We start from the raw sequence: 22,381 nt of genomic DNA, 5'->3' as shown, positions 1-22,381 counted from the left end.
TCATGCAGAAACGTCGAAGTGAGGCCGGCAGTTTGGCCAAAACTCACATGAAGAATTTCTAAATAAAATTCCCAAAAAACGCCTAGTAGATTCATTTTTTTTACACATCGCTTGGCCATAAATCGTCAATTGTATTAGAAAATAAACCACGCACTAAATAGCACGTTCCAATATATTAATTCATAATTCAGAATGATACCTCGCCTTTACTGTCACTTTAGAAATTCATAAAAATGAAACGATAACATTCATAATATTTCTCTTTTAATTCACCGAAAATTCAATCAATTACTAGTTTTTTCAGTTATAAAATCCAGAATAGTGCACGAAAATTTTAGAACAATATTTGCTTCATTCCTCCCTCCGCCCTTTCAATTGCAATATTATATATATAGGAGTATTAACTCCCATATTTTAAGTATATATTTTTATCTGTTTTCTGTTATGACGAATTACTATTTTAAAAATTATCACCTAAAAATCAATCCATTAGACATCATATACTATTCATTATCCATCTACTAGTGTGACTTTTGTCAGCATGAATCGTATAGGATTCACTGCCGTCTTTTCTTCAGGTTTTTATATAAAAATAACAATCTATCATACAGAACCTGTAGGCTACTTCTGACGCATGTCCATATCCTTTTCCTATGCGTACTATTCATACTGCTCCCTACACCCGCCTGATCAGGTTAGCTCTGTATTTATTAACCCTTTTTTCCTGTACTGATTATACACTATTTGCCCAATTACCTTCCGGATTTTCTAAAAGTATTGTTCAGGACAACTATACAGGGTCAGTTGGTATACTATTTTCCAATGACGGCAACCGGTTTTACGTTTGGGAGAAAAGCGGCCGGGTCTGGGTCTCAACCTGGAATGGATCGTCTTATGTACGGCAGAGCACGCCTGTTTTAGACATCAGCGAAGAAGTTGGCGAATGGAACGACTTTGGCCTGCATAGCCTTTGTTTTGACCCTAATTTTGAGACCAACGGCCTGGTCTACCTATTCTACACCGTTGATCTTCATCACGTATTATATTACGGCACCCCGCAATACAGTAGCTCCAGCAATCAATACCACAACGCCACAATCAGCCGGGTAACCCGCTATCAACTACAAAATACAGCTGGCCTGCTGACCACTAACTACGCCAGCCGGACCGTACTCCTTGGTGAATCGAAAACCACCGGTATTCCGGTTACATACGAGTCGCACGCGGGCGGTACTATTCTGTTCGGAAAAGATGGCACCCTGTTGGTCTCAACTGGCGATGGTGCTCATCATGAAGGGGTTGACGTGGGTAGTCGATCAGAGACCTACTTTCAGGCTTCACTTAATTATGGGATGATGAGAGCCAACGAAAATGTCGGTGCGCTCCGGTCTCAACTGGTCAATTCGCTATGTGGTAAAGTACTTCGGTTAGACCCTGCAACGGGAAACGGCGTACCGAGCAACCCATTTTATGATGCCGCGAATCCACGTTCTCCCCAATCACGCGTCTGGACCCTCGGCCTTCGAAACCCGTACCGAATGAGCCTCAAACCAAATACCGGTAGCATTGACCCCGCCGAAGGTAACCCCGGCACCCTGCTGATTGGCGATGTCTGCTGGTACAAAATTGAAGATTTCCACGTTGTCGATAAAGCTGGTCTGAACTGCGGCTGGCCCCTCTACGAAGGCCTTGATCGCACTATATCCTATTATGGAACCAACGTCCTTAATCTGGACGAACCGGGACAACCAACCTTTGAAAGCCTTTGCGTGCCGCCTACCTCTTTTGTCGACAACCCCGATCCAACGCTGCGCCGTTTTACCCATTCGCGACCGGCGCTCGACTACAGCCACAGCACGGCTCAGACGAGGGTACCCGCCTTTAGCGGCACTACGCCTATAACCCGTCTTATTGGCACTACGGGAGCTCCCGCAGGAACATCGTTTTACGGCAACTGCATTATCGGTGGTCTATATTATACCGGTACTCAGTTTCCTGAGCCATACCGCAATACCTACTTCTTTGCCGATCATGGGCAGAACTGGATCAAGAGCCTCGAGATGCACGACGAGGGCGACCATGTCGTACACGAAGTAAAAAACTTTGCCGCCAACAATTTTGACGTTGGCATTGTCGATTTGAAGATGAACCCCCGCGACGGATCTCTTTTTTACGTTCGGGTGCAGGGAGTCATTTCAAGGATTAGCTATGGCGGTAACCAGCCACCGGTTGCCAATGCTTCCTCTACTACACCTTACGGCACCTCACCGTTGAGTGTCTCGTTTACCGGCTCAAACTCGATCGACCCCGAAGGCTTGCCACTCACTTATTTATGGGATTTTGGCGATGGTACGACCTCAACGGCCGCCAACCCGGTACATGTGTTCTCCGATCCCAACGTGCGGGCCTATACCGTAACGCTGACCGTAAAAGACAACCAGAATCAGGTTTCAACCCCCAAGCAGATTACGGTCTCGGTCAATAACACGCCCCCGACGGTCGAGATTATAAATCCAGTAGCCGGTACCCTGTATCCCATGAATCAGGAAACCCCCTACCAGTTGCAGGCCAGTGTGACTGACACCGACCCGAGCAATATGTCGTACGAGTGGCGTGTCTCGCTTGAACACAACAATCACACTCACCCAGAACCCGTATTAACTAGTGCCAGCCCGACTATCTATATTTCTCCGGTTGGCTGTAGTCCCAACGAAACCTATTATTACCTGATTTCAGTTACGGTTACCGATAATGGCGGCCTCAAAGCGACCCAGTCCGTTACACTCTACCCAGATTGCAATTCGGCCAGCTCGCTGGTCACCAATGTCTCCGCCGTGCCCGAGCTGAATGCGGTGCGGGTCAACTGGGTTAACCCTACCGCTACCTTTGATGAAGTGCTTGTAGCGGCCCGGGCCGAGATTGGATTCACGGATAGACCTACTGGCACTGCCTATACTGCCAACACCAGTTTTACAGGAAACGGCACCCCGATCGAAGGCGGTAAGGTTGTTTACAGAGGGATCGGTACAAACGTAACCATCACGAATCTGAACCCGTTAGTTCAGTACTATTTCAGGGTTTACACACGGGTAGGAAATACCTGGAACGGGGGCGTAGAGGTCAGTTCAATACCTAACCTGCCGCCGGTTGCCTCTACCATACAACCACCTGCTGCAGCTACCGGTCAGGTATATTCGTATGCCATACCAGCATTTACTGACCCTGAAAGTCAAACCCTGGCCTATACAGCCAGTGGTTTACCTGCCTGGCTGAGTTTCAACAGCACAAGCCGTATTCTGACGGGAACACCTACCCAGTCTGCCAGTCACACGATTACCGTCAGTGCTACAGATCCGGGGAGTTTGACCACTTCGGTGCCGGTAGTTATCGTTGCCGGTCCAAATCAGGCGCCCGTAGCCCCTGCCTCTACTACCCAACCCGCAGAGACAACCCAGTTTTTCAGCTATACCGTACCCGCCTTCACCGATCCCGAGGGAAAGCTACTGACCTATAGCGCTTCCGGATTACCTGGCTGGCTCAATTTCAACACCTCGACCCGCCAGCTCTACGGTACCCCTACCCAGGCCGGCTTTCACAGCGTCTCCATCCGGGCTACCGATCCGTTGAGTTTGTTCTCTACGGTTATAGTGGGCATCAGAGCCTTTGTTAATCAGCCACCGGTACCACCGGCAGTAAACGCTCAGACGGCAGAACTAGGCTATCCATTTAGTTATACTGTACCCGCCTTTACAGACCCGGATGGGCAACTCCTTTCCTATAGCGCCAGTGACGTACCAAACTGGCTGACGTTTACAAACACAACCCGGGTATTAACCGGAACGCCCACCCAGGCGGGCAGCTATTCCGTTACTGTAAAAGCTACGGATCCGCGCAGCTTGTCGGCTTCGGTTCGGGTGGTGATTAACGCAGGCTTTTGCAGTATGGTTACCGTGAAAAACGGTAGCTGGAACGACCCCTCGGTATGGTCCTGCAATCGGGTTCCCAACAGTGCCGATGCCGTACGGCTTGAGCACCCGGTCAACCTACCCGATAACTACGCGGCTTCGGCGCTGAGAATAACGTTCGCAACCGGTATAACCCTTCAAATGGGGCAAAACGCGCTGGTTTATTTTAGTCAGTAACGGGAGCTTATCTCGTCAAAGTATCAGCCCTGCCACCAACCCAATCCCAATGAGCGCGAAGGGAGGCAGCCGGGTGTAAAGCAGCACGATCATCGTTCCTATCACAATGACGACCGAAGGCCAGTGAGGAGCCATCGGCTCAAACAGGGCGACGGCAGCAGCCGCCGTTAACCCCGTACTGGCCGCGTTGATCCCGTCGAGTGAGGCCCGCACGACCCGGTAGCGCTTTAGCTGATCCCAGAACCGATAGACGAAAAAGATCAGAAACATACCCGGGAGGAATATCCCGGCTGTTGCAACAAAACTACCCCAAAACTGGGCGTTCGGACCATCGGCTCGCATCGATAACGCCCCTATATACGAAGCAAACGCGAAGACAGGTCCGGGTATAGCCTGCGCCAGCCCCAGGCCCGACAAAAACTCTTCCCGAGACAGGTAATGCTTGAACGCGACGAACTCGTTATACAACATGGGCGTCAGCACCTGACCCCCTCCAAACACCAGGCTGCCGTTCCGGTAAAAGTTCTCGAACAACCGAACTGGCAGTGACTGCGTAATAGCACCCAGCCCCGCAGCAGCCAGAAATACACCCAGCCACAAGAAAAAATTAGCCCACTCTATGCGAAGTGGCTGTTTTTCCATCCGTTCCTGCTTTTCGTATGTTAACGCCGTTGTCAGCCCCCCGATGGCTATTACGATGGGCGTCATGACGGGTGAACGAAATACGTAAGCCACCAGAGCCGCCGTAAGCGCCAGCGCCAGACTAACCTGGTTTTTTATGACCTTCTGCCCGATTCGATAGCCGGCCACGATCAGAAAGCCCACCGCCATGGGTTGAACGAACCGGGCAAAATGCATCGACAGGTTATGTTGTTCGAGGTAATAAACGCCCATACCAGCCGCTGTCATGATACACACCCCGGGCAAAACCCAGATCAGAAGGGTTAGATAAGCCAGATTGGGGCCGCCAATTTTAAAACCCAGCGCCGTTATGGTCTGGGTAGAAGTAGGTCCCGGCAGTATCTGACAGAGGGCATTCAGCTCCATCAACTCATCTTCGGTCAGATATCGACGCAGCTTCACGAAACGATCGTAAAACATAGCCAGGTGCACCTGTGGACCGCCAAAGGTTGTTAAGGCCAGAAAAGCCACATCTTTCAGAAAAATGATGTAGCGAATCTTACGGACAGGCTTTAGTTGGGGAAGGTAGCCAGTCATGAGGGGTAGACAGTGGCGGTCAGCAGGCAGTAGTTATTACGTTCGATCAGCCCGGGCCCATAACCTTTCGGACGCCCGGGCTGATCGACATCTCTTATTTCTTCAACCCCAGTTCACGAAGTCGCTCATCCAGAAACTCGCCGGCGGTCATATCGACGTACAGCTTGGGATGCTCAGCATCAATACAGCTTTCGAGGCTGGTCAGATCCATCTCGGCACGCGGATGCATGAAGAATGGTATCGAGTAACGGGACTGGTTCATTTTTTCCCGCGGGGGATTAACCACCTGGTGAATGGTCGACTTAAGCTTGTGATTGGTCAGTCGATCCAGCATATCGCCCACATTGACAATAACCTGGTCGGGCAGGGCCGTAATACCGATCCATTTACCATCGCGCCGGAGCACTTCCAGACCATCGGCCGAAGCCCCCATCAACAGCGTAATCAGGTTGATGTCGCCATGCGCAGCCGCCCGAACGGCGCCGTCGGGGGTTGTATCCGGATCGAGCGGAAAGTAATGGAGCGCTCGCAGGATGCTATCCCCATTTCTAACTTTGTCGTCAAAATAGGTTTCGGGCAGTTTCAGATACAGCGCAATGGCCCGCAACAGCTGTTTACCAGCGTTCTCCAGGGTTCGATACGCCGTTAGGGTAGCCTCGCCAAACGCCGGAAATTCAGCAGGCAGCACATTGGCAGGCATGCCGTCTTCGGGTTCGGGCTGACCAATGTGGTAAAACTCCTTAAGGTCAGCTACCTTAAAGCCTTTTGCGGTTTCTTTACCCTTACCGATATACCCGCGCTGCCCGTGAAGTTCGGGATGTTCGTATTTCTGTTTGAGTTCGTCAGGTGCCGAGAAAAACGCTTGAGCTGAGTCGTATAACGCACGAGTCAGGTCGTCGGTAAGGCCGTGATTCTTAATGGCAACGAATCCTATCTGATTGAAAGCCCGGCCCAGATCCTGCACAAACTGCTCTTTCCGCACGGGGTCGCCCGATGTGAAATCAGCTAAATCCAGCGAGGGGATTTCGTCATAAAGTTCTTGAGATGACATAGATGTACTGTTTCCACAAAATTAAGAAACTTTGGCATACCGCAGGGCTCACAGCCACCCCTGTATGAATCTATAGAATTAGTCAATTACACCCAAACCTTTTAAACAAGTCAAGTCCGGGCCTTGTTGACTATAGATTAAGGGGACTCATGTTGTTCGCCTGTGTAAGTTTTCAGCGTTATGAGCATACAAGATACCGGCTCGACCGATGTGCCGGTTTCGCTCTGGCAGGCTGCCTTAAATCAGTCAGCCAGTGGAATTACCGTCTACACGGCCGTTCGGGATATAAATGGCCGTATTCAGACGTTTCGGGTAAAACTCGCCAATCGGCGGGCCGAACAGTTTTTCGGGGTTAGCAGTCAGGCGGTGCTTGAAAAAACCCTCGACCAGCTATTTCCCTTTCCTAACCAGCTCAAAACGTTCACGACTGATATTGCTACAGTCGTGGAGCAGGGACAGGCCCTGCACCGTGAGCTGTTTTTCAGCCCCGACCCTACCCACTCCGGTGCCTGGTTCGATCTGGGTATTGAGCCTCTCGGCGATGGGCAGTCTGCCGTTGTATCCTCTACCGACATTACCGCTCTCAAAAATGCACAGCAGGCCCTGCTCGGCGAGTCGATTCTATTCAAAACGATATCGTCCAAGGTGCCCGACATGAGCGTTGTGGTCGTCAATTATTTTCAGAAAATACTCTTTGCCAACGGCGAACTGCCAGGTCTGTACGTCAGCCGAAGCGCCGACGAGGTGCTGGGAAAACGCATCTACGATACAATATTACCTGAGTATCAGCCAGACTGGAAACAATACATCAGTTCGGCCCTCGACGGCGAGCAGCATACATTCAACGACCACTGGGGCGGCTGGCGGTGCGAATGTTACGTGGGTCCGGTTCGGAACGAACGGGGCGATGTGGTCATGGTCATTTGTGTGTACCGGGATATAAGCGAAGCGTTTCGGCAGCAGCAGACCCTACAACGCATGAATAACGATCTCCAGCAATCGAACCGTAGTCTGGAGCAATTTGCCTACGTGGCCAGCCACGACCTGCAGGAGCCCCTTCGTAAGATCAAGTCGTTCGGCGATTTGTTGAGTCATCAGTACGCGGGTCAGCTCGACGAAGCTGGCCAGGATATTGTTCACCGCATGCAGTCGGCGGCCGACCGGATGAACGCGCTCATACGAAATCTGCTTACGTACGCCCGGATCACAACCCCGGCCGGTCTTGCCCATCAGCAAAAGCAGGATCTGATCAGCACCCAGGACATTCTCAACGATATTCTGGCTGATCTGGATGTGATCATTCAAGAACGAAACGCCCGCATCAGAAGTAATCTGACGCTCCCTATGGTTCCGGGCGATGCTACCCAACTACGGCAGCTGTTCCAGAATCTGCTGACCAATGCCATCAAATTTACCCGGCCTGACCAGCGTCCCGACGTTCAGATAAACGGGCAGCTGGTTCGTGGTAAAGAGGTGCCTGAGTTTATCGGCATCGACCGGACTAATGAATATGCCCAGATCAGTGTTCAGGACAACGGCATTGGCATAGCGCCCGAGAACTTTGATAAGATCTTCGGTTTATTCAACCGGCTGCACGGGCGGCAGCAGTACGCGGGGTCCGGAATCGGGCTAGCCACCTGCAAGCGCGTCGTTGAAAATCACGGCGGAACAATCGTGGTCGATAGCCAGCCTGATCAGGGAACCACGTTTCAGGTCTATCTGCCCATGCACGTACCCGAACAGATTATACCCTGAAAATGAAATCCCTGGCAAGCCGAGAAGCGGGTTACCAGGGATTGATCTTTTTTTTCAGTCTGTTAGCCGAAGTTCTTTCCGATCTTGTTCCAGTCGAACACGTTCCAGGCGGCCGTAACGTATTCGGGCCGGCGGTTCTGGTACTTGAGGTAGTAGGCATGTTCCCAGACGTCAAGTCCCATAAGCGGGGTGCCCTTTTTCTCAGCCAGGGCCATTAACGGATTGTCCTGATTCGGTGTGGTGGTAATGTCAACCCCGTCGCCGGTTTTGATAAGCCATACCCAGCCTGAACCGAAACGGGCGGTAGCCGCTTTACCCCACTCTGTTTTAAAATTATCGAACGAGCCGAACTTCTTGTTGATGGCAGCTGCCAGTGCTCCTTTTGGCGCACCTCCGGCGTTGGGGCCGATGGTATTCCAGAAAAACGTATGATTCCAGTGGCCACCCGCATTGTTCCGAACCGCAGCCGGCGTTTTGCTATCGATACTTTTCACCAGATCGTCGATGCTCATTTTGGCCATGCTGGCATTTTCGGGCATAGCCACGGCTTTGTTGAGATTATCGACATAGGCTTTATGGTGTTTGCCGTGGTGAATCTCCATCGTTGTTTTGTCGATATGGGGTTCGAGCGCACCGGCGTCAAAAGGCAAAGGAGCCAGTTTAAACGGACCTTCGGCCTGCGAGGGTAAAAAACCAAAGGAACGGGTAGCCACGAGGCCTGCCGACGCCCCCAAAGCCAGCTTCAGAAACTCAGTACGGTTCATGCGAATGTTGGTTTGTAGAAAAAATAATGCGCTTACTGAACGAACGGGCCAGCGGGCCAGATGTTTCAATAAGCGCAAAGAAAGGCAGTTTTACCAATAAAGCGAGTAACCGCCCGCCACGGCCGGCCCCAGGGCACCATTAGTCGTAGGCGATACGGCTGAGGATACTACGACCCAGTGTAACTTCATCGGCATATTCCAGATCGCCCCCGATGGGAATGCCACGGGCAATGGTCGAGATTTTCAGGTTGAAGGGCTTCAGTTTCTTCTGCAGATAGAAGGCCGTGGTGTCGCCCTCCATGGTCGGGCTGATCGCCAGGATAATTTCCCGCACCTGCTCCCCTTCGTCGCCCCGCAGCCGGTTCACGAGCGAATCGATCTGCAGATCGCTGGGACCGATACCTTCTACCGGCGAGATAATGCCACCGAGCACATGATAAAGTCCTTTGTACTGCGCGGTATTCTCAATAGCCAGCACATCGCGTGTATCTTCAACCACGCAGATCAGCGTCTGATCACGCTTGGTACTGGCGCAGATGCCACAGAGGTCATGGTCGGAGAGGTTATGGCACTTCTGGCAGTATTTTACCTGGGTGCGCATGGCCGTCAGGCTCTGGGCCAGCGATTCGGTTTGTTCTTCGTCACGTTTGAGCAGATGCAGTACTAACCGGAGTGCGGTTTTCTTCCCGATACCCGGCAGTTTCGACACCTCGTTCACCGCATCTTCTATCAGTTTAGACGGATACTCCAAGGGTATATTGAATTATGAATGTGAACTATGACCGGGTGGCCGGTACAACGATGAACTCATGAACGTCGGCATTCACAATCCATCCCTCCTCACTACTTCAGTACCTCTGCTGAAATTCCGCGTCGGCAAATTTCATTGCGCATGGGCACCAACTCCTCCCAGGAGCCGTTTTTGACGCTGCATTTTCCTTTGTAATGAATCAGCAGCGTACACTGCTCGGCCTGCTCGGGCGTATGCTTACAAACGTCGATCAGGGTTTCGATCACGTGATCAAAGGTATTTACGTCATCATTGAAGACAACAAGGTTGTGCACGTCGGTATCGACCACCTCGTCGAGCACGTCGGTGTATGTTTCTTCAAAAGGTTGCATGGGCAATGAAATGCTGATTATTTAGCAAATTTACGGCAGATTTGGCACTTTTGAAAGCCGAAGGCCACCGTATAAACAACCTCGTTTCAGGCTAAAAAGTTGCTCTTTCTGCTGTTTATCAATAGCCTGAACGCTCGTTTACTTCACTGCGTCTTGCGTAACAACCGCCTATGAATACCACCATTGCTCTTGTCATTCTGGTTGCTTATTTCGGCATGCTGATTGCCGTCTCGTTCTATACCGCCCGGGGTGCTGACACCACTACTTTTTTTACCGCAAACCGGCAGTCGCCCTGGTGGCTGGTTGCGTTCGGCATGATCGGCACGTCCTTGTCCGGCGTTACCTTTATCTCGGTTCCCGGCGCTGTGGGCAAGATCGGGTTCTCCTATTTTCAGGTCGTTCTGGGCTATATCATCGGCTATCTGGTCATCGGAACCGTTCTGATGCCGCTCTATTACCGGCTCAATCTGATTTCTATCTACGGCTATCTCGAAAAACGATTCGGATTCTGGTCCTACAAGACCGGAGCCGGTTTCTTTCTGCTGGCCCGTACGGTGGGGTCGGCCGTTCGGCTGTACGTAGCGGCTGGGGTGCTGCAGATCGCGCTGTTCGACGGACTGGGCATCCCGTTCGGGGTGTCGGTGCTGATCACGATCGGTCTGATCTGGGTCTACACCTTTAAAGGGGGCGTAAAAACTATCATCCTGACCGATTCATTGCAGACCATTTTTCTGGTCACCGCCGTTATCCTGACCATTTACCTGATCTCCCGGGAACTGGGGCTGTCGTTTGGGGGACTGGTACAAACCGTTCAGGATAGCAGCATGTCGCAGGTTTTTTACTGGGATGCCAATGATCCGAAGAACTTCTTCAAGCAGTTTATTTCGGGTATTTTCATTGCCATCGTGATGACGGGTCTGGATCAGGATCTGATGCAGAAAAACCTGACCTGCAAAAACATTGGCGAAGCGCAGAAAAACATGTTCTGGTTCACCTTTACGATGGTGATCGTGAACTTTCTGTTCCTGTCGCTGGGCGTGCTCCTCTACCAGTATGCCCAGCGCGAAGGAATCGCCATACCGACCCGGACCGATGACCTTTACCCGCAACTGGCCCTGAACCACCTTGGGCTGGTGGTAGGTATTACGTTTCTGCTCGGCATCACAGCAGCTACCTACGCCAGCGCCGATTCGGCCCTGACCGCGTTGACTACCTCGTTCTGCGTCGACTTCATGAATGTTGAAGCGCGACCCGAAGCCGAGCGGTCCCGCATCAAGCACATTGTACACATTGGGTTTTCGCTGTTGTTCTATGTGGTAATCATTGTTTTCCGGCAGCTTAACAGTAAAGAAGTGATTACGGCCGTTTTTGATATTGCAGGATACACGTATGGACCGCTGCTGGGGCTGTACGCATTCGGTATCTTCAGCAAACGGCCCGTGCTGGATTGGGTTGTACCGTTTATCTGTCTGGCGTCGCCCGTACTGACCTACATTGTCAACGAAAACTCGGCGGCCTGGTTCAACGGCTACCAGTTTGGTTTCGAACGGCTGCTGCTGAACGGCCTGTTCACATTTGTCGGTCTGTGGGCCGTGTCACGCCCCGTTAAAGAAGCGGAGCCGGTAACCGCTTAATTAAACAGCGCTGGCTTTACAATTCATCCGTGTCTACTCTAACTTCGTTATGAACGCTTTACGTTGCCTGGTCATACTGGTATTGCTCTCGTTTGCGGCAACGGCCCAGGTTCGGTTCCTGCCGGCTAGTCCGCAAGTCGATCAGGTCGTTTCCCTCACCTATTCGCCACAGAGTACGGGCCTCGCGGCCGACAGTCTGATCGAAGGCCGGTACGTTCGGTACGGAGCCCCGGCCGTTATGCAGCTGAGCCGGCCTACGCCCCTGGTGCTCACGCGACGGGGCGACGTCTTCGTAGGCGAATTCCGGTTACCGAAAAAGGATGTGGCGGGGGTAATGCTTTTGTTTCGAAACAGCCGCCAGCCCCAGCGGGCCGATCTGAACAACGGTCAGCTGTACGTCATCCCCGTCTGCGACAGCACCGGGCAACCGCTTCCGCACGCCATCGGCGGTCAGGCCTCTGTGTTTACACGAACCCACTTTGTATACGAGACAGCGCCAGCCAGCAAACCCGATCTCAACCGCATCATCGCGCTTTATGAACAGGAGCTGGCCCAGTATCCGGATGTTTACCCACAGTACTGGTCCGATTACCTGGCCGCCCTGGTCAAGCAGAAAAAACCGGGCTACGGCCCCAAAGTCAAGACTGCCATTGGGGCTTATCTGAAGTCTGTACCAGCGCCATCTACGGCCGACCTGACGGCTGCCGCCCTACTCTACGAAAGTCTGGGCGACTTTAAAAGCGCCAACCTGCAACGGGAACGCATGAAAACGGTCGACCCAGCGGGGTCGCTGGCGCAGAAAGACCGGGCAGCCACCATCCGAAATGAGCCGAACTGGACTCGTCGGCGGGCGCTGTATCAGGCCTACATACGAGAGTTCCCTAACTCGCCCTATGCCCCCGGCCTGACGGTTTTAATTACTGATGGCTACTTCAAAAACAACGATCTCCCCGGCCTGCTGACCTTTGTGGAGACGCAGCCGCCCGCTCATACCGATGTACTGATGCTGAATACCATGGCTTTCCAGCTCGCCGACGAGCGCCGGTCGCTCCCCGAAGCAGAAAAGCTGGTCAGAAAAGCAATGGCCCTGCTGGACGCCCAGGGAAAACCCGCCACCTTCCGGGGCGACTGGAATCAGGAGCGGCAAAACCGGCAACGGGCTCTCCATAATACCCTGGCCCGCGCGCTCGAACAACAGGGTAAAGATGCCGAGGCCTATGCTGCCTATCAGCGGGTTATCAATCCGGAAGAGGCCGAAACCAGCGACCCGCGTACCAACGAGCGTTACTATCTGTGTGCCCTGCGGACGAACCACGCTACCGAAGCCCGTCCCCTGGCCGAAGCGGCTGTCAGCGTAGGAAAAGCAACGCCCCGGCTTAAAGCAGCCCTGCACGACTGGTATGCCAAACAACCCGGTCAGAACGCGGCCAAAGCCGATGCCTACCTGACCGAACTGGAAGCCGACCTGCGCGCCGACCAGCGGGACGAACTGCGCGAACGGCTGATCAACGAACCCGCTCCGGCTTTTTCACTGACCGACCTGCAGGGTCGAACGATCTCATCGGCAGCCCTGCGGGGCAAGGTGATCGTGCTCGATTTCTGGGCTACCTGGTGCGCGCCCTGTATTGCGTCGTTTCCGGCCATGCAGCAGGCGCAGGCCCGTTTTCAGAACGACCCGGCCGTTCGGTTCCTGTTTGTGAATACCCGCGAGGGTGGCCGGGTGCAGCGGGTTCGGGAGTATATGAGCAAGAACCCCTACCCGTTCGTTGTTCCGCTCGATCTTCAGCAGAAAGTGTCAACGGCCTATGGCGTCCTGGGAATACCGACCAAAGTGGTGATCGGACCCGATGGCCGAATCCGCTACCGGGCAATAGGCTATACCGGCACGCCCGAAGCTACCGTAAATGAAGTAACCCTAGTTGTCGAGCTGCTTAAAGAAGGGAAATAACCGGCCGGCGACTGATTTTTCTACGTGTCCTGCTCACTGACGGTTGACTCTACCAGCAAACCAGCGAGCAGGACACGTAGCCTATAGGCGTATCGAGACCCGGGGGTGTTTTTAGGCCTGGCCTTTGCTGGCTTTGTTGGCCTGCTTGATGGTCTGCTCGATCATATCCCACTGGTCATTGGTCACTTTTTCGAGGTGGCTGAACTCACCGGCAGCTAGCACTTCACCCCCGTCGATGGTGATGCTCTCGCCCGTGATATAACCCGAATAGTCCGAAAGCAGGAAAGCGGCCAGATTGGCCAGTTCACCGTGTTCCCCAACGCGTTTTAACGGAATACGGCTGGTCGGGTCCATCATGCTGGCCAGCGGCTCGGGAAACAAACGATCCCAGGCCCCCTTCGTCGGAAACGGCCCCGGAGCAATGGCGTTGAGACGAATGCCGTATTTCCCCCACTCAGCGGCCAGCGACTTGGTCATGATGAGGGCTCCGCCTTTGGCAACCGCACTCGGCACCACATAACCAGAACCGGTCGTGGCGTAGGTCGTTGATATATTCAGTACAGTGCCTTTGATGTTGTTATCGATCCAGTATTTCCCGACGGCCAGCGTGAAGTAATACGTCCCGCGCAGTACGATGTCGACAATGGTATCAAACGCTTTGTAGGAAAGCCGCTCGGTAGGGCTAATAAAGTTACCGGCCGAGTTATTGAGCAACCCATCGATCTGACCGAATCGGGCAATGGTCTCGGCCATTACGTTCTCGATCTGTTCGGGATTTCTGACGTCGCAGGCCACCGCCAGTACCTGCCCCGCCCCGGTCAACTGGCTCGCTTCTTCGGTAAGCTCGCGGGCCGTTTCATCGATCACAGCCTGCCGCCGGCTACAAATGGTGACGTTAGCACCCAACTGAATCAGGTACCGGCTAATCGACTTACCGAGGCCGGTGCCCCCGCCCGTAACAATGATGGTTTTTCCGTTCAGCGCTCCATCGCGCAGCATTCCTGTGGTCATGGTTTAACAGTCTAGGCGTAAAGAAAAAAGTGAGTGGTTGTCGCTGAGAAACCCCAGACCAACGCACTCGTTAATACCCTCGGTTTACTTTTTTGTTGAACTCGGCCTTGCGCCGATCCAGGGTAGCCTGCATGGCTTCGCTAAAATCGGCCGACTGCATCTGGCTCGAGTTCCAGACGGCTACGTACTGCATGCCGTCTTCCAGATCTTTTCCGATGCCATAGTTTAAGACCTCTTTGGCACCCTGTACGGCCGGAGCAGGATTGTCCGCAATTTGACGGGCCAGCGCCTGAGCCGCATCGAACAGGGCCTCGGGCGTATCGTACACGTGATTGACCAAACCGGTTCGTTCGGCAAAAGCGGCATCGTAGTCGCCCCCGGTGAAGGCCATTTCGCGGGTGAAGCCCTGCCCAATCAGATGCGGCAGAAACTGAAGACCACCAATATCCGGGGTAATGGCCAATTTGGCTTCACGCAGGCTGAAGCGCGCATCCCGTGAGCAAAGCCGAATGTCGGCCGCGGCAATCATGTTCAGCCCCCCCCCGATACACCAGCCATGCACAGCGGCAATGACCGGCTTGGGAGACTCGTGCATCTTTACGAAGCCCGACTGCATGAATCGAATCTGTCCCATCAGCTTCCGACGTTCGTCGGCCATGGGGTTGCCGGTAGCCATGCTGGCAATTCGGGGCAGCATTCGGGCTACGTCGAGCCCATAACTGAAATGATCTCCGCTACCCCTAAACAGGATACAGCGCACGGTGGGCATCTGGTTTATCTCATCCATAGCCCGGGGTAATTCTTCCCAGAATTCGGGTCCCATGGCGTTGCCTTTGCCAGGGCCAAGCAGCACAACGGTCATGACGCCGTCGGCTTCGGTTAGTTGGAGCGATTGATAGGTCTGTTCCATTTCGCGAATAGTATGCTTGCATACGGTTAGGCGTAAAGGTAACAGATTTAGGCATTAGCCCGTCATGCGGATCGAATACGGCCCCGTAAACTTCAGCTGGCCGGCCACCTGCATCCGTCGGACGGTAATATTGCGATCCACGATCAGGGTATGGCCGGCGTTGATTTTTACGTATTCACTGGCAAACGGCACCCGCCCTACCGTCCAGCGGCCCGGCTCCTGCCAGCTTCCCGACGACAGGGTTTCTACCACGTTCGAAAACAGGGATACGGTCGGGAAGCTGCGTGCGAGTATCGTATTGGTGGTAGCCGGAGCCGTACCAAACCAGTCGTTCAGGATGTCGGCATAAACGCGCCGGAAATCGATCTGCATGGTCACTTCTTTGTTGCCAAACTGTCCGCTCAGGTTAGCCAGGTCAGGATTTTGGCCAATGGTCTGGTGTTTAACCCCCGAGCCGAAAACGAACATGGGCGCGGCTACGCCATGATCTGTCCCCTTCGAGTTGTTGGAATTAGCCCGCCGGCCAAATTCAGAGAAGGTCATCCCGATGACCCGGTCTTCGGTACCCTGCAGGGCCAGGTCGCGCTGAAAGGTGGCGATGGCTTTGGCGACTTTCCCCAGTAACATGGCGTGTTCTCCCTGGGTCACGTCGGTACTGTCGACCTGCCCCGAATGGGTGTCGAACCCGTTCAGCGACACATAGTAAATTTTTGATTTCATGCCCCCGTGAATAAGACGGGCCACGATTTTGAGCTGATCGGCCAGGTAATTTTTTTCGTACGACTCGGGATAAACAGCCAGGTTCCGGCCGGCCTCAGCCGCCCGCCGGATCTTGTCGGCGTAGCCAACGGCCAGGGTCTGCTGTTTGCGGATAAACGTAATCAGCTCGCCCGCATCGCCGGGTTGCTGTTCACCCGGCGCCGGTGGATCCGTTCCGACCAGGGCGTAAAAATTGTCGGGGTCGTTCAGCGCAATAGCCATCGACTGCTGGCTGCCCAGCAAAGCCGTCGAGGTTACGTACCCGATCTGAATAGCCAGCGGGTCGTCCATCTGGGGATTGGGGTAGCTGGCCGGATAGTCCGGGAATCGGTTGTCCAGATAGCGGCCCGCCCAGCCCGACGTTAACAGTTGTTGAGAATCGGCGGCTGTCATCCAGATATCGGTCGATCGCGCGTGCGACTGGTCCGGGTTGGGGTATGCCACCGAGTGGATTACCGTTAGTTTTCCGTCGTTATACAGATCCCGCATGCCCGTCATGGCCGGATGAAATCCCGTTGTCGGATTTCCGTCGAGGGTCAGCACCCGATTCTGCGGGATGGCGATATTGCTCCGGAGGGAGTTATAGAGCGATAGCTGATCGAGCGGAATGACCGTATTGAGCCCGTCGTTGCCCCCGTTCAGGTAAACAATGACCAGCACCCGATCCGTATTGACGGCCGATGTTTGGAGCAGCGACTGCACCAGGGCCGACTGCCGGTTCATGGCTTTCAGCCCAAACCCGTCGAGCATGACCGGTGCCATACTGGCCGATACGGCGGAGATAAAGTCTCTACGTTTCATATTAACTAGTCATAGCTCAGCAGACATGGTACTCCGCCATACGGAGCAGAAATTTCATCAGGTTCTGCAGCCGCCACAATACGCCGTAGCGGCTTCCGGGATCGGCGGGATTACGTCGGTAATTGTTCCACTCGAATGTCCAGGACAGGCGGGGTATACCCTGCATCATAATCGTATCGATGACAAAATCCTGCTGAGCCATCGATAAGCCGGTCGCATAGAGATGCCTGGTAAATTCAGCCAGAATGTCGACGCAGGTGATGGATGGCGTACCGCCCACGTCGGTGAAGTTAGGCTGTAACCGCGTTACCCAGCCGAGCAGGTCGATGCCGACCGTATAGCCCGGCTTCAGCTCCAGCCACCGCCAGATAAACGCATCGGTCAGGTTTCCCCGCAGCCCAATTGTGGTTGTATTGATCCATAGTTTAGAAAAGCCCGTCTGGTAATATGGGTCGTAGCCAAACACGGTAGGCTGTTCGAGCACGCCCATCTGCATACTATCCATCTGGTAATAGATGAAGTCGAAGTATTTTCGGTAGGCGACGTAGTCGGTGGGCAATGCCGGCACGGGTTGTTCGAAAAAACGCATCGCGCCGATTATAAGGTCGGCGGGTGACTTAATCATGGCCCCCAGGTTAGCGGTATCGAAAAAGGCCTGGCTGGTCAGCAGTTTTTCAATTACCGGCCGGATGGCGAAGTTATTGGCCGGGCTGGCAAAGAAATCGGCCAGTGGTTCGATAATAGTCGTCTCAACGGTTGGGGTAACGTTCGGATTCACATACCAGCGGTACAGCTTGCGGCAGATGAACCGGGGGCATTGGGGATGCCGCAACAGCATATCGACCAGGTCGCTCAGTTCGGCATCGCCCGCCGAGTGGGTACCCGGCTGCGATACGGCACGTCCCCTGATAACCGTATTGGCGTAATGAGCCGAAAATACCTTGTCCGTAGCGTCGTGTAAACTGTCTGTAAACGTTGTCGAGATGGTAGTGGAACCCGGTTCGTTGTAGTTGGTATGGCTCCAGCCCGTCAGCACCTTTGCCGCTGCCTTGACATCGTCTTCGGTATAATTCCGGTTCCCGGCAAAATCGGTTACACCAACGGTGAAGATCTCCTGTAGTTCGCGGGCGTAGTTTTCGTTCGGATGGCCAACCTGGTTCTCGTCTCCGTTCAGAAATCGCAGCATGGCCGGTTCTTTGGTCATGTTGATGACGAACGTGCGAAAATTACCGAGGGCGCTGTTCCGGACTAACTTAATGTACTGGAACATGAACCGGTAATCCCCGACTACGTTGCGCGTCGCTACGAAATGATTCTGCCAGAACAGCGCCAGCTTATCCAGCAGACTGGGCGGAGTCGCCTGCGTAGTCATCATCTCGAGCCATCGGAACCGGGCGTAATGACCCAGGATAAAATTGCGATCGGCGTTAAAGGGCAGGTTCAGGTACGGCTGAGCCGTTGTGGGCAGGTTTTCGTCCAGGTCGAGGGGTTCGGGCAGGGTATAATTCGCATTCGTGATCAGTTGAAATACGGCCTGCTGCGCTGTTAATCCCGTAAAAGCTGTTATTTCGGCCTTTGTAGGGCCAAAGGTAGCCCGTCGCAGCAGATGCGCGGCTGTCTGGGCGGTGAGCGGCTGAGTATACGGGTCCAGAGGAGAGGGCATTTCAGAAGCCGGATTCGAGCGGGCGAAGCCACCAAATTTAGAAAATTAACTACGTTGAGTTTTACAAACCGATCATTTTCTCATCAAGTAGGTACTGCTATTTGACAATTCATTAACCCGATCCTGGATTCAGGATTGACTTCCCAGCTACGTTTATGCAATTCGATACAATGGCCATATTGGCTACTCACCAGCCTGACCCGATTACCGGGGCCGTGGTCCAGCCTATTCATCTGGCAACGACTTTTGCCCGCAACGCAGCCAACGAGCTTCCGGGCCCGTACGGTTACGCGCGGGTCAACAACCCCACGCGCGAAGCGCTCGAAAAAGCCCTTATTACGCTGGAGGGGGGAGCTGCCAGCCTGGCATTTGGCTCGGGGCAGGCGGCTACCATGGCGCTCTTCCAGGCGCTGCGCCCCGGCGATCACGTGCTTGTCGGTACGGATGCGTATTACGGCACCCCGGCGCTGCTCGAAGAGGTATTTCACCCCTGGGGTCTGACCTATACCCGCGTGGATATGAGCAACTTCGATGCCGTTCAGGCCTCCCTCCACGAAAATACGCGGGTGGTCTGGTGCGAAACGCCGTCGAATCCCATGCTTAGCATCACCGATCTGCTGACCATTAGCCGCCTGGCCCACGAAGCCGGGGCGCTGGTTGTATGCGACAATACCTGGGCTACCCCTGTTTTACAGCGGCCCATCGACCTGAACTGCGACATTGTCATGCACTCGACCACCAAGTACCTCAGTGGCCATTCCGATGTGCTGGGGGGCGCCCTGATTTTTAAGCGGGACGATGAATTCACTAAACGCGTTCGTCAGATTCAGGGGTTGTCTGGCGCGGTGCCGTCGCCCTTTGATTGCTGGCTGGTGAGCCGGGGGCTGAAGACCCTGGGGGTACGCGTGCGGGCGCAGATGGCTACCGCACAGGCCGTAGCTGATTTTCTGGATGGGCACCCGGCCATACAACGTGTCCATTACCCAGGCCTGGCCAATCATCCCGATCGTGCCCTCATCCATCAGCAGATGAACGGCCCTGGCGCTATGCTGTCCGTACAGGTACACGGGGGCGCCGACGATGCTATTCGGTTTATCGGGCAGCTGAAACTCATTACCCGTGCCACCAGCCTGGGCGGGGTAGAAAGTCTGATCGAGCACCGGGCCAGCGTTGAAGGGCCGGCCACGAAGACCCCGCAGAACCTGGTTCGCCTGTCGGTTGGGCTTGAACATGCCGAAGACCTCATTGCCGACCTAGCCCAGGCGCTGGATCGGCTGCACTGATTCAGGGCTTAGGGGGCAGTTGTAATCGGGGCTTGTAGCCCGGTACCTTTTTCTGGATCAAATAGGTTTCCGACGTATCGGGTTGCCTGGCGGGCATGTTATCCAGCGTGGCTCTTGTAACCCGTTTCGGGTCATGCGGATCCCGGTAGAACTCGTTCCTGGGCCGGACTATTGGCATACCGGGTTGCGCAGACCCGGGAATGGAATCGTGCCGGGCAATTGTCGGAGCAGGGGTCGTACCAATCGGTAGGGAGATAAGGCAGATGGCCAGGATGCTGTACATGATAACTGCTGATTGTAGTTTCCCAACGACGGATGATGCAAAGAGGAATATGAATCCATAACCGTTGCCTGACAGCCCCCTTTTTTTCGGGAAACTAAAGCCTTGTACCGACCGTTACACCCCTGTATTTGCACAACCGACTCTATGAATATCGCCCTGATTTCTACTTCATCGCGTAAGAATGGCAATTCGCTACGCTTCATAAATTTTGTACGTAACGTACTGAACGAAACCGGCCAGCACGACGTATCGGTGGTTACGTTTGAACACTATGACATTCCTTATGTAGGCCAGGGCTCCGTAAAGCAGGAGACCCTAACGCCGTTTCAGCAGGAGCTTATCAGCAGCTGGGCAGCCGCTGACCTGGTCATCTTTGCCATGCCTGAATACAACTGGACCGCGCCCCCGCAGGCCAGCAATACCATTCACCAGTTAGGAGGGCCCGCCTTCAAGCACCTGTTCGAAAACAAGGTCTTTGCCATGGTCGGCATTTCGAACGGTCGTGGTGGCCGCCAACCCGCGCTGGACATGACCACGGTCATGAACAAGATCATCAGCTTCACCAACAGCTATTCGATTATCTCGCCCAAACTCTACGAATCGCACGAGACGGACAAGAACCTCGACGAAGCGGGCCGTTTCATTGGCCACGAAGTATACGACCGTACCGCCCGCGCCTTTATCGACTACACCCTGAATGTAGCGCATCGGTGGATTGGCAGCGAGCAACTGGCCGAAACCAAATAAGCCAGCCACCCAAGATCTCATAAACAGCAGAGCCCGGAGTTTGCGCTCCGGGCTCTGCTGTTTATATCCCTTACCGTCCTTCCTAAACGAGCCGGGCCTCTTTCCGATACAGCCCGACCAGGGTATCGACCGTGTAGTCGATCTCGGCTGCGGTATTGTACTTACCAAATGAGAATCTGACATAGCCCCGCTCCGAGTCAAGACCTGGCAGTGCCGCCAGCACGTGTGACCCGATGCTTGATCCACTCGAACAGGCCGAGCCGCCCGACGCCGATATTTTAGCAATATCCAGGTTGAACAGCAGCATATCGCTCATGTCAGAAGCGGGCAGACTTACATTCAGCACCGTATACAGACTGCTACCTATGGCAGCCGAATCACCGTTAAAGCGGACGTCAGGCATTTTTTCGGCCAGTTGCTCAATCATCCGTTGTTTCAGCGCGGTAATATGCTGTCGGTGCGCATCCATATCGCGGTACGCAATTTCCAGTGCTTTGGCCAGCCCGACAATACCGTATACGTTTTCTGTACCGCCCCTCATGTTTCGCTCCTGGGCTCCGCCATAGATGAACGGGTGAATTTTTGCGCGCTCGGCGTTCACATACAGAAATCCAACCCCTTTGGGCCCGTGAAATTTATGACCTGCGCCTACGATGAAATCGACTGGCAGGCTTTGCAGATCATGTCGAAAATGGCCCATGGTCTGCACCGTGTCCGAATGAAAGATGGCGTCGTACTGCCGACACAACCGGCCCACCTGGTCCAGATCGAGCAGGTTACCGATTTCATTATTACCGTGCATGAGCGACACAAACGAGCGGGGAAAACTGCGGAGCAGCTTTTCGAGGTGTTCCAGATCAACATGCCCCCGATCGTCGACGTTGACCAGACTCAGCCGAACCAGTCCCTGCTTCTGCAGATGCTCGAGGGTGTGCAGTACGGCATGATGCTCAACTGGCGAGGTGATGGCGTGCGTGATGCCAAACGTTTCCAGACTGCTGCGGATAGCGGTATTGTCGGCCTCCGTACCACCCGAGGTAAAAAAAATCTCAGCCGGTGAGGTATTCAGCAGCGATGCCACCGACTTCCGGGCTTTCTCGATTGCCGTACGAACCTGGCGACCGTGGCTATGAATGGATGATGGATTGCCAAACTGCTCCGTCATCAGCGGCAGCATGGCGTCCAGTACTTCAGGATCGAGCCGGGTGGTAGCGGCATTATCGAGATAAACGGGGGCAACAGTTGTCATTGTCAGTCAGATCGGATGGTAGTACGTACCGCGGCAAAGGT

At 54.0% G+C, this 22,381-nt stretch carries 16 protein-coding genes; 6 read left to right on the top strand and 10 right to left on the bottom strand.

All coding sequences use genetic code 11. The annotated features are described in order from the left end of the window. Positions 1–653: 653 nt before the first annotated feature. A complete protein-coding gene (locus tag EQG79_RS11090; RefSeq protein ID WP_129601497.1) occupies positions 654–4,142 on the top strand; it encodes a putative Ig domain-containing protein in 3,489 nt (1,162 codons plus the stop codon). 15 nt (positions 4,143–4,157) lie between these two features. Here EQG79_RS11090 and chrA read toward each other — a convergent pair whose 3' ends face one another. Together chrA and EQG79_RS11080 are read right to left on the bottom strand one after the other, a co-directional pair. Next, on the bottom strand, positions 4,158–5,360 hold the full coding sequence (chrA, locus tag EQG79_RS11085; protein WP_077922862.1) for a chromate efflux transporter: 1,203 nt from the start codon (positions 5,358–5,360) through the stop codon (positions 4,158–4,160). A 94-nt stretch (positions 5,361–5,454) separates the two neighbouring features. Beyond that, complete coding sequence (locus EQG79_RS11080) at positions 5,455–6,411, bottom strand: isopenicillin N synthase family dioxygenase (protein WP_129601496.1); 957 nt, start codon at positions 6,409–6,411, stop codon at positions 5,455–5,457. 180 nt (positions 6,412–6,591) lie between these two features. On the opposite strand from EQG79_RS11080, the gene EQG79_RS11075 reads away from it, so the two are divergent. Further along, positions 6,592–8,166, top strand: coding sequence for a sensor histidine kinase (locus tag EQG79_RS11075; RefSeq protein WP_077922860.1), 1,575 nt, complete (start codon positions 6,592–6,594; stop codon positions 8,164–8,166). Positions 8,167–8,228: 62 nt separating this feature from the next. Here EQG79_RS11075 and EQG79_RS11070 read toward each other — a convergent pair whose 3' ends face one another. The 3 genes from EQG79_RS11070 to EQG79_RS11060 form a co-directional block, all read right to left on the bottom strand. Further along, positions 8,229–8,930 (bottom strand): superoxide dismutase, encoded by a 702-nt coding sequence (locus tag EQG79_RS11070; protein WP_077922859.1) that lies wholly within the window; start codon positions 8,928–8,930, stop codon positions 8,229–8,231. Positions 8,931–9,069: 139 nt separating this feature from the next. Continuing rightward, positions 9,070–9,681, bottom strand: coding sequence for a recombination mediator RecR (gene recR / locus EQG79_RS11065; RefSeq protein ID WP_129601495.1), 612 nt, complete (start codon positions 9,679–9,681; stop codon positions 9,070–9,072). 92 nt (positions 9,682–9,773) lie between these two features. Then, positions 9,774–10,052 carry an ATP-dependent Clp protease adaptor ClpS gene (locus EQG79_RS11060; RefSeq protein WP_077922857.1) on the bottom strand — a complete coding sequence of 93 codons (279 nt, stop codon included), beginning with the start codon at positions 10,050–10,052 and terminating at the stop codon, positions 9,774–9,776. A gap of 170 nt (positions 10,053–10,222) precedes the next feature. Between EQG79_RS11060 and EQG79_RS11055 the strand changes: the two genes are divergently transcribed. Both EQG79_RS11055 and EQG79_RS11050 read left to right on the top strand, forming a co-directional pair. Further along, positions 10,223–11,686, top strand: coding sequence for a sodium:solute symporter (locus EQG79_RS11055; RefSeq protein WP_077922856.1), 1,464 nt, complete (start codon positions 10,223–10,225; stop codon positions 11,684–11,686). Between the two features lie 49 nt (positions 11,687–11,735). After that, positions 11,736–13,634, top strand: coding sequence for a TlpA disulfide reductase family protein (locus tag EQG79_RS11050; protein WP_129601494.1), 1,899 nt, complete (start codon positions 11,736–11,738; stop codon positions 13,632–13,634). Positions 13,635–13,745: 111 nt separating this feature from the next. Here the strand turns inward: EQG79_RS11050 and EQG79_RS11045 are convergent, their stop codons facing one another. The 4 genes from EQG79_RS11045 to EQG79_RS11030 all read right to left on the bottom strand — a co-directional run bounded on the left by EQG79_RS11045 (position 13,746) and on the right by EQG79_RS11030 (position 18,778). Beyond that, on the bottom strand, positions 13,746–14,645 hold the full coding sequence (locus tag EQG79_RS11045; protein ID WP_240699330.1) for an SDR family oxidoreductase: 900 nt from the start codon (positions 14,643–14,645) through the stop codon (positions 13,746–13,748). Positions 14,646–14,715: 70 nt separating this feature from the next. Then, positions 14,716–15,555, bottom strand: a complete 840-nt coding sequence (locus EQG79_RS11040) for a crotonase/enoyl-CoA hydratase family protein (protein WP_129601493.1) — start codon at positions 15,553–15,555, stop codon at positions 14,716–14,718. Positions 15,556–15,609: 54 nt separating this feature from the next. Then, on the bottom strand, positions 15,610–17,115 hold the full coding sequence (locus EQG79_RS11035) for a DUF1501 domain-containing protein (RefSeq protein WP_077922852.1): 1,506 nt from the start codon (positions 17,113–17,115) through the stop codon (positions 15,610–15,612). Positions 17,116–17,131: 16 nt separating this feature from the next. Beyond that, positions 17,132–18,778, bottom strand: coding sequence for a DUF1800 domain-containing protein (locus EQG79_RS11030; RefSeq protein WP_129601492.1), 1,647 nt, complete (start codon positions 18,776–18,778; stop codon positions 17,132–17,134). Between the two features lie 155 nt (positions 18,779–18,933). Here EQG79_RS11030 and EQG79_RS11025 point away from each other — a divergent pair, with 155 nt between their 5' ends. Together EQG79_RS11025 and EQG79_RS11015 are read left to right on the top strand one after the other, a co-directional pair. Further along, on the top strand, positions 18,934–20,061 hold the full coding sequence (locus EQG79_RS11025) for a trans-sulfuration enzyme family protein (RefSeq protein ID WP_077922850.1): 1,128 nt from the start codon (positions 18,934–18,936) through the stop codon (positions 20,059–20,061). Between the two features lie 427 nt (positions 20,062–20,488). After that, complete coding sequence (locus EQG79_RS11015) at positions 20,489–21,091, top strand: NAD(P)H-dependent oxidoreductase (RefSeq protein ID WP_077922848.1); 603 nt, start codon at positions 20,489–20,491, stop codon at positions 21,089–21,091. Between the two features lie 82 nt (positions 21,092–21,173). Here the strand turns inward: EQG79_RS11015 and EQG79_RS11010 are convergent, their stop codons facing one another. Further along, complete coding sequence (locus EQG79_RS11010; RefSeq protein ID WP_077922847.1) at positions 21,174–22,340, bottom strand: cysteine desulfurase family protein; 1,167 nt, start codon at positions 22,338–22,340, stop codon at positions 21,174–21,176. Between the last annotated feature and the right edge of the window lie 41 nt (positions 22,341–22,381).

Source organism: Spirosoma sordidisoli, from assembly GCF_004138325.1.
GTDB lineage: Bacteria > Bacteroidota > Bacteroidia > Cytophagales > Spirosomataceae > Spirosoma > Spirosoma sordidisoli.
This window is presented reverse-complemented; position numbering and strand designations above follow the sequence as displayed.

Excerpts from the sequence above, each read along its gene's own strand:
- EQG79_RS11050 (WP_129601494.1), top strand. The coding sequence starts at position 11,736 with ATGAACGCTTTACGTTGCCTGGTCATACTGGTATTGCTCTCGTTTGCG.
- EQG79_RS11010 (WP_077922847.1), bottom strand. The coding sequence starts at position 22,340 with ATGACAACTGTTGCCCCCGTTTATCTCGATAATGCCGCTACCACCCGG.
- EQG79_RS11055 (WP_077922856.1), top strand. The coding sequence starts at position 10,223 with ATGAATACCACCATTGCTCTTGTCATTCTGGTTGCTTATTTCGGCATG.
- EQG79_RS11025 (WP_077922850.1), top strand. The coding sequence starts at position 18,934 with ATGCAATTCGATACAATGGCCATATTGGCTACTCACCAGCCTGACCCG.
- EQG79_RS11035 (WP_077922852.1), bottom strand. The coding sequence starts at position 17,115 with ATGAAACGTAGAGACTTTATCTCCGCCGTATCGGCCAGTATGGCACCG.
- EQG79_RS11030 (WP_129601492.1), bottom strand. The coding sequence starts at position 18,778 with ATGCCCTCTCCTCTGGACCCGTATACTCAGCCGCTCACCGCCCAGACA.
- EQG79_RS11075 (WP_077922860.1), top strand. The coding sequence starts at position 6,592 with ATGAGCATACAAGATACCGGCTCGACCGATGTGCCGGTTTCGCTCTGG.
- EQG79_RS11015 (WP_077922848.1), top strand. The coding sequence starts at position 20,489 with ATGAATATCGCCCTGATTTCTACTTCATCGCGTAAGAATGGCAATTCG.
- EQG79_RS11040 (WP_129601493.1), bottom strand. The coding sequence starts at position 15,555 with ATGGAACAGACCTATCAATCGCTCCAACTAACCGAAGCCGACGGCGTC.
- EQG79_RS11045 (WP_240699330.1), bottom strand. The coding sequence starts at position 14,645 with ATGACCACAGGAATGCTGCGCGATGGAGCGCTGAACGGAAAAACCATC.
- EQG79_RS11070 (WP_077922859.1), bottom strand. The coding sequence starts at position 8,930 with ATGAACCGTACTGAGTTTCTGAAGCTGGCTTTGGGGGCGTCGGCAGGC.
- EQG79_RS11080 (WP_129601496.1), bottom strand. The coding sequence starts at position 6,411 with ATGTCATCTCAAGAACTTTATGACGAAATCCCCTCGCTGGATTTAGCT.
- EQG79_RS11060 (WP_077922857.1), bottom strand. The coding sequence starts at position 10,052 with ATGCAACCTTTTGAAGAAACATACACCGACGTGCTCGACGAGGTGGTC.
- EQG79_RS11090 (WP_129601497.1), top strand. The coding sequence starts at position 654 with ATGCGTACTATTCATACTGCTCCCTACACCCGCCTGATCAGGTTAGCT.
- chrA (WP_077922862.1), bottom strand. The coding sequence starts at position 5,360 with ATGACTGGCTACCTTCCCCAACTAAAGCCTGTCCGTAAGATTCGCTAC.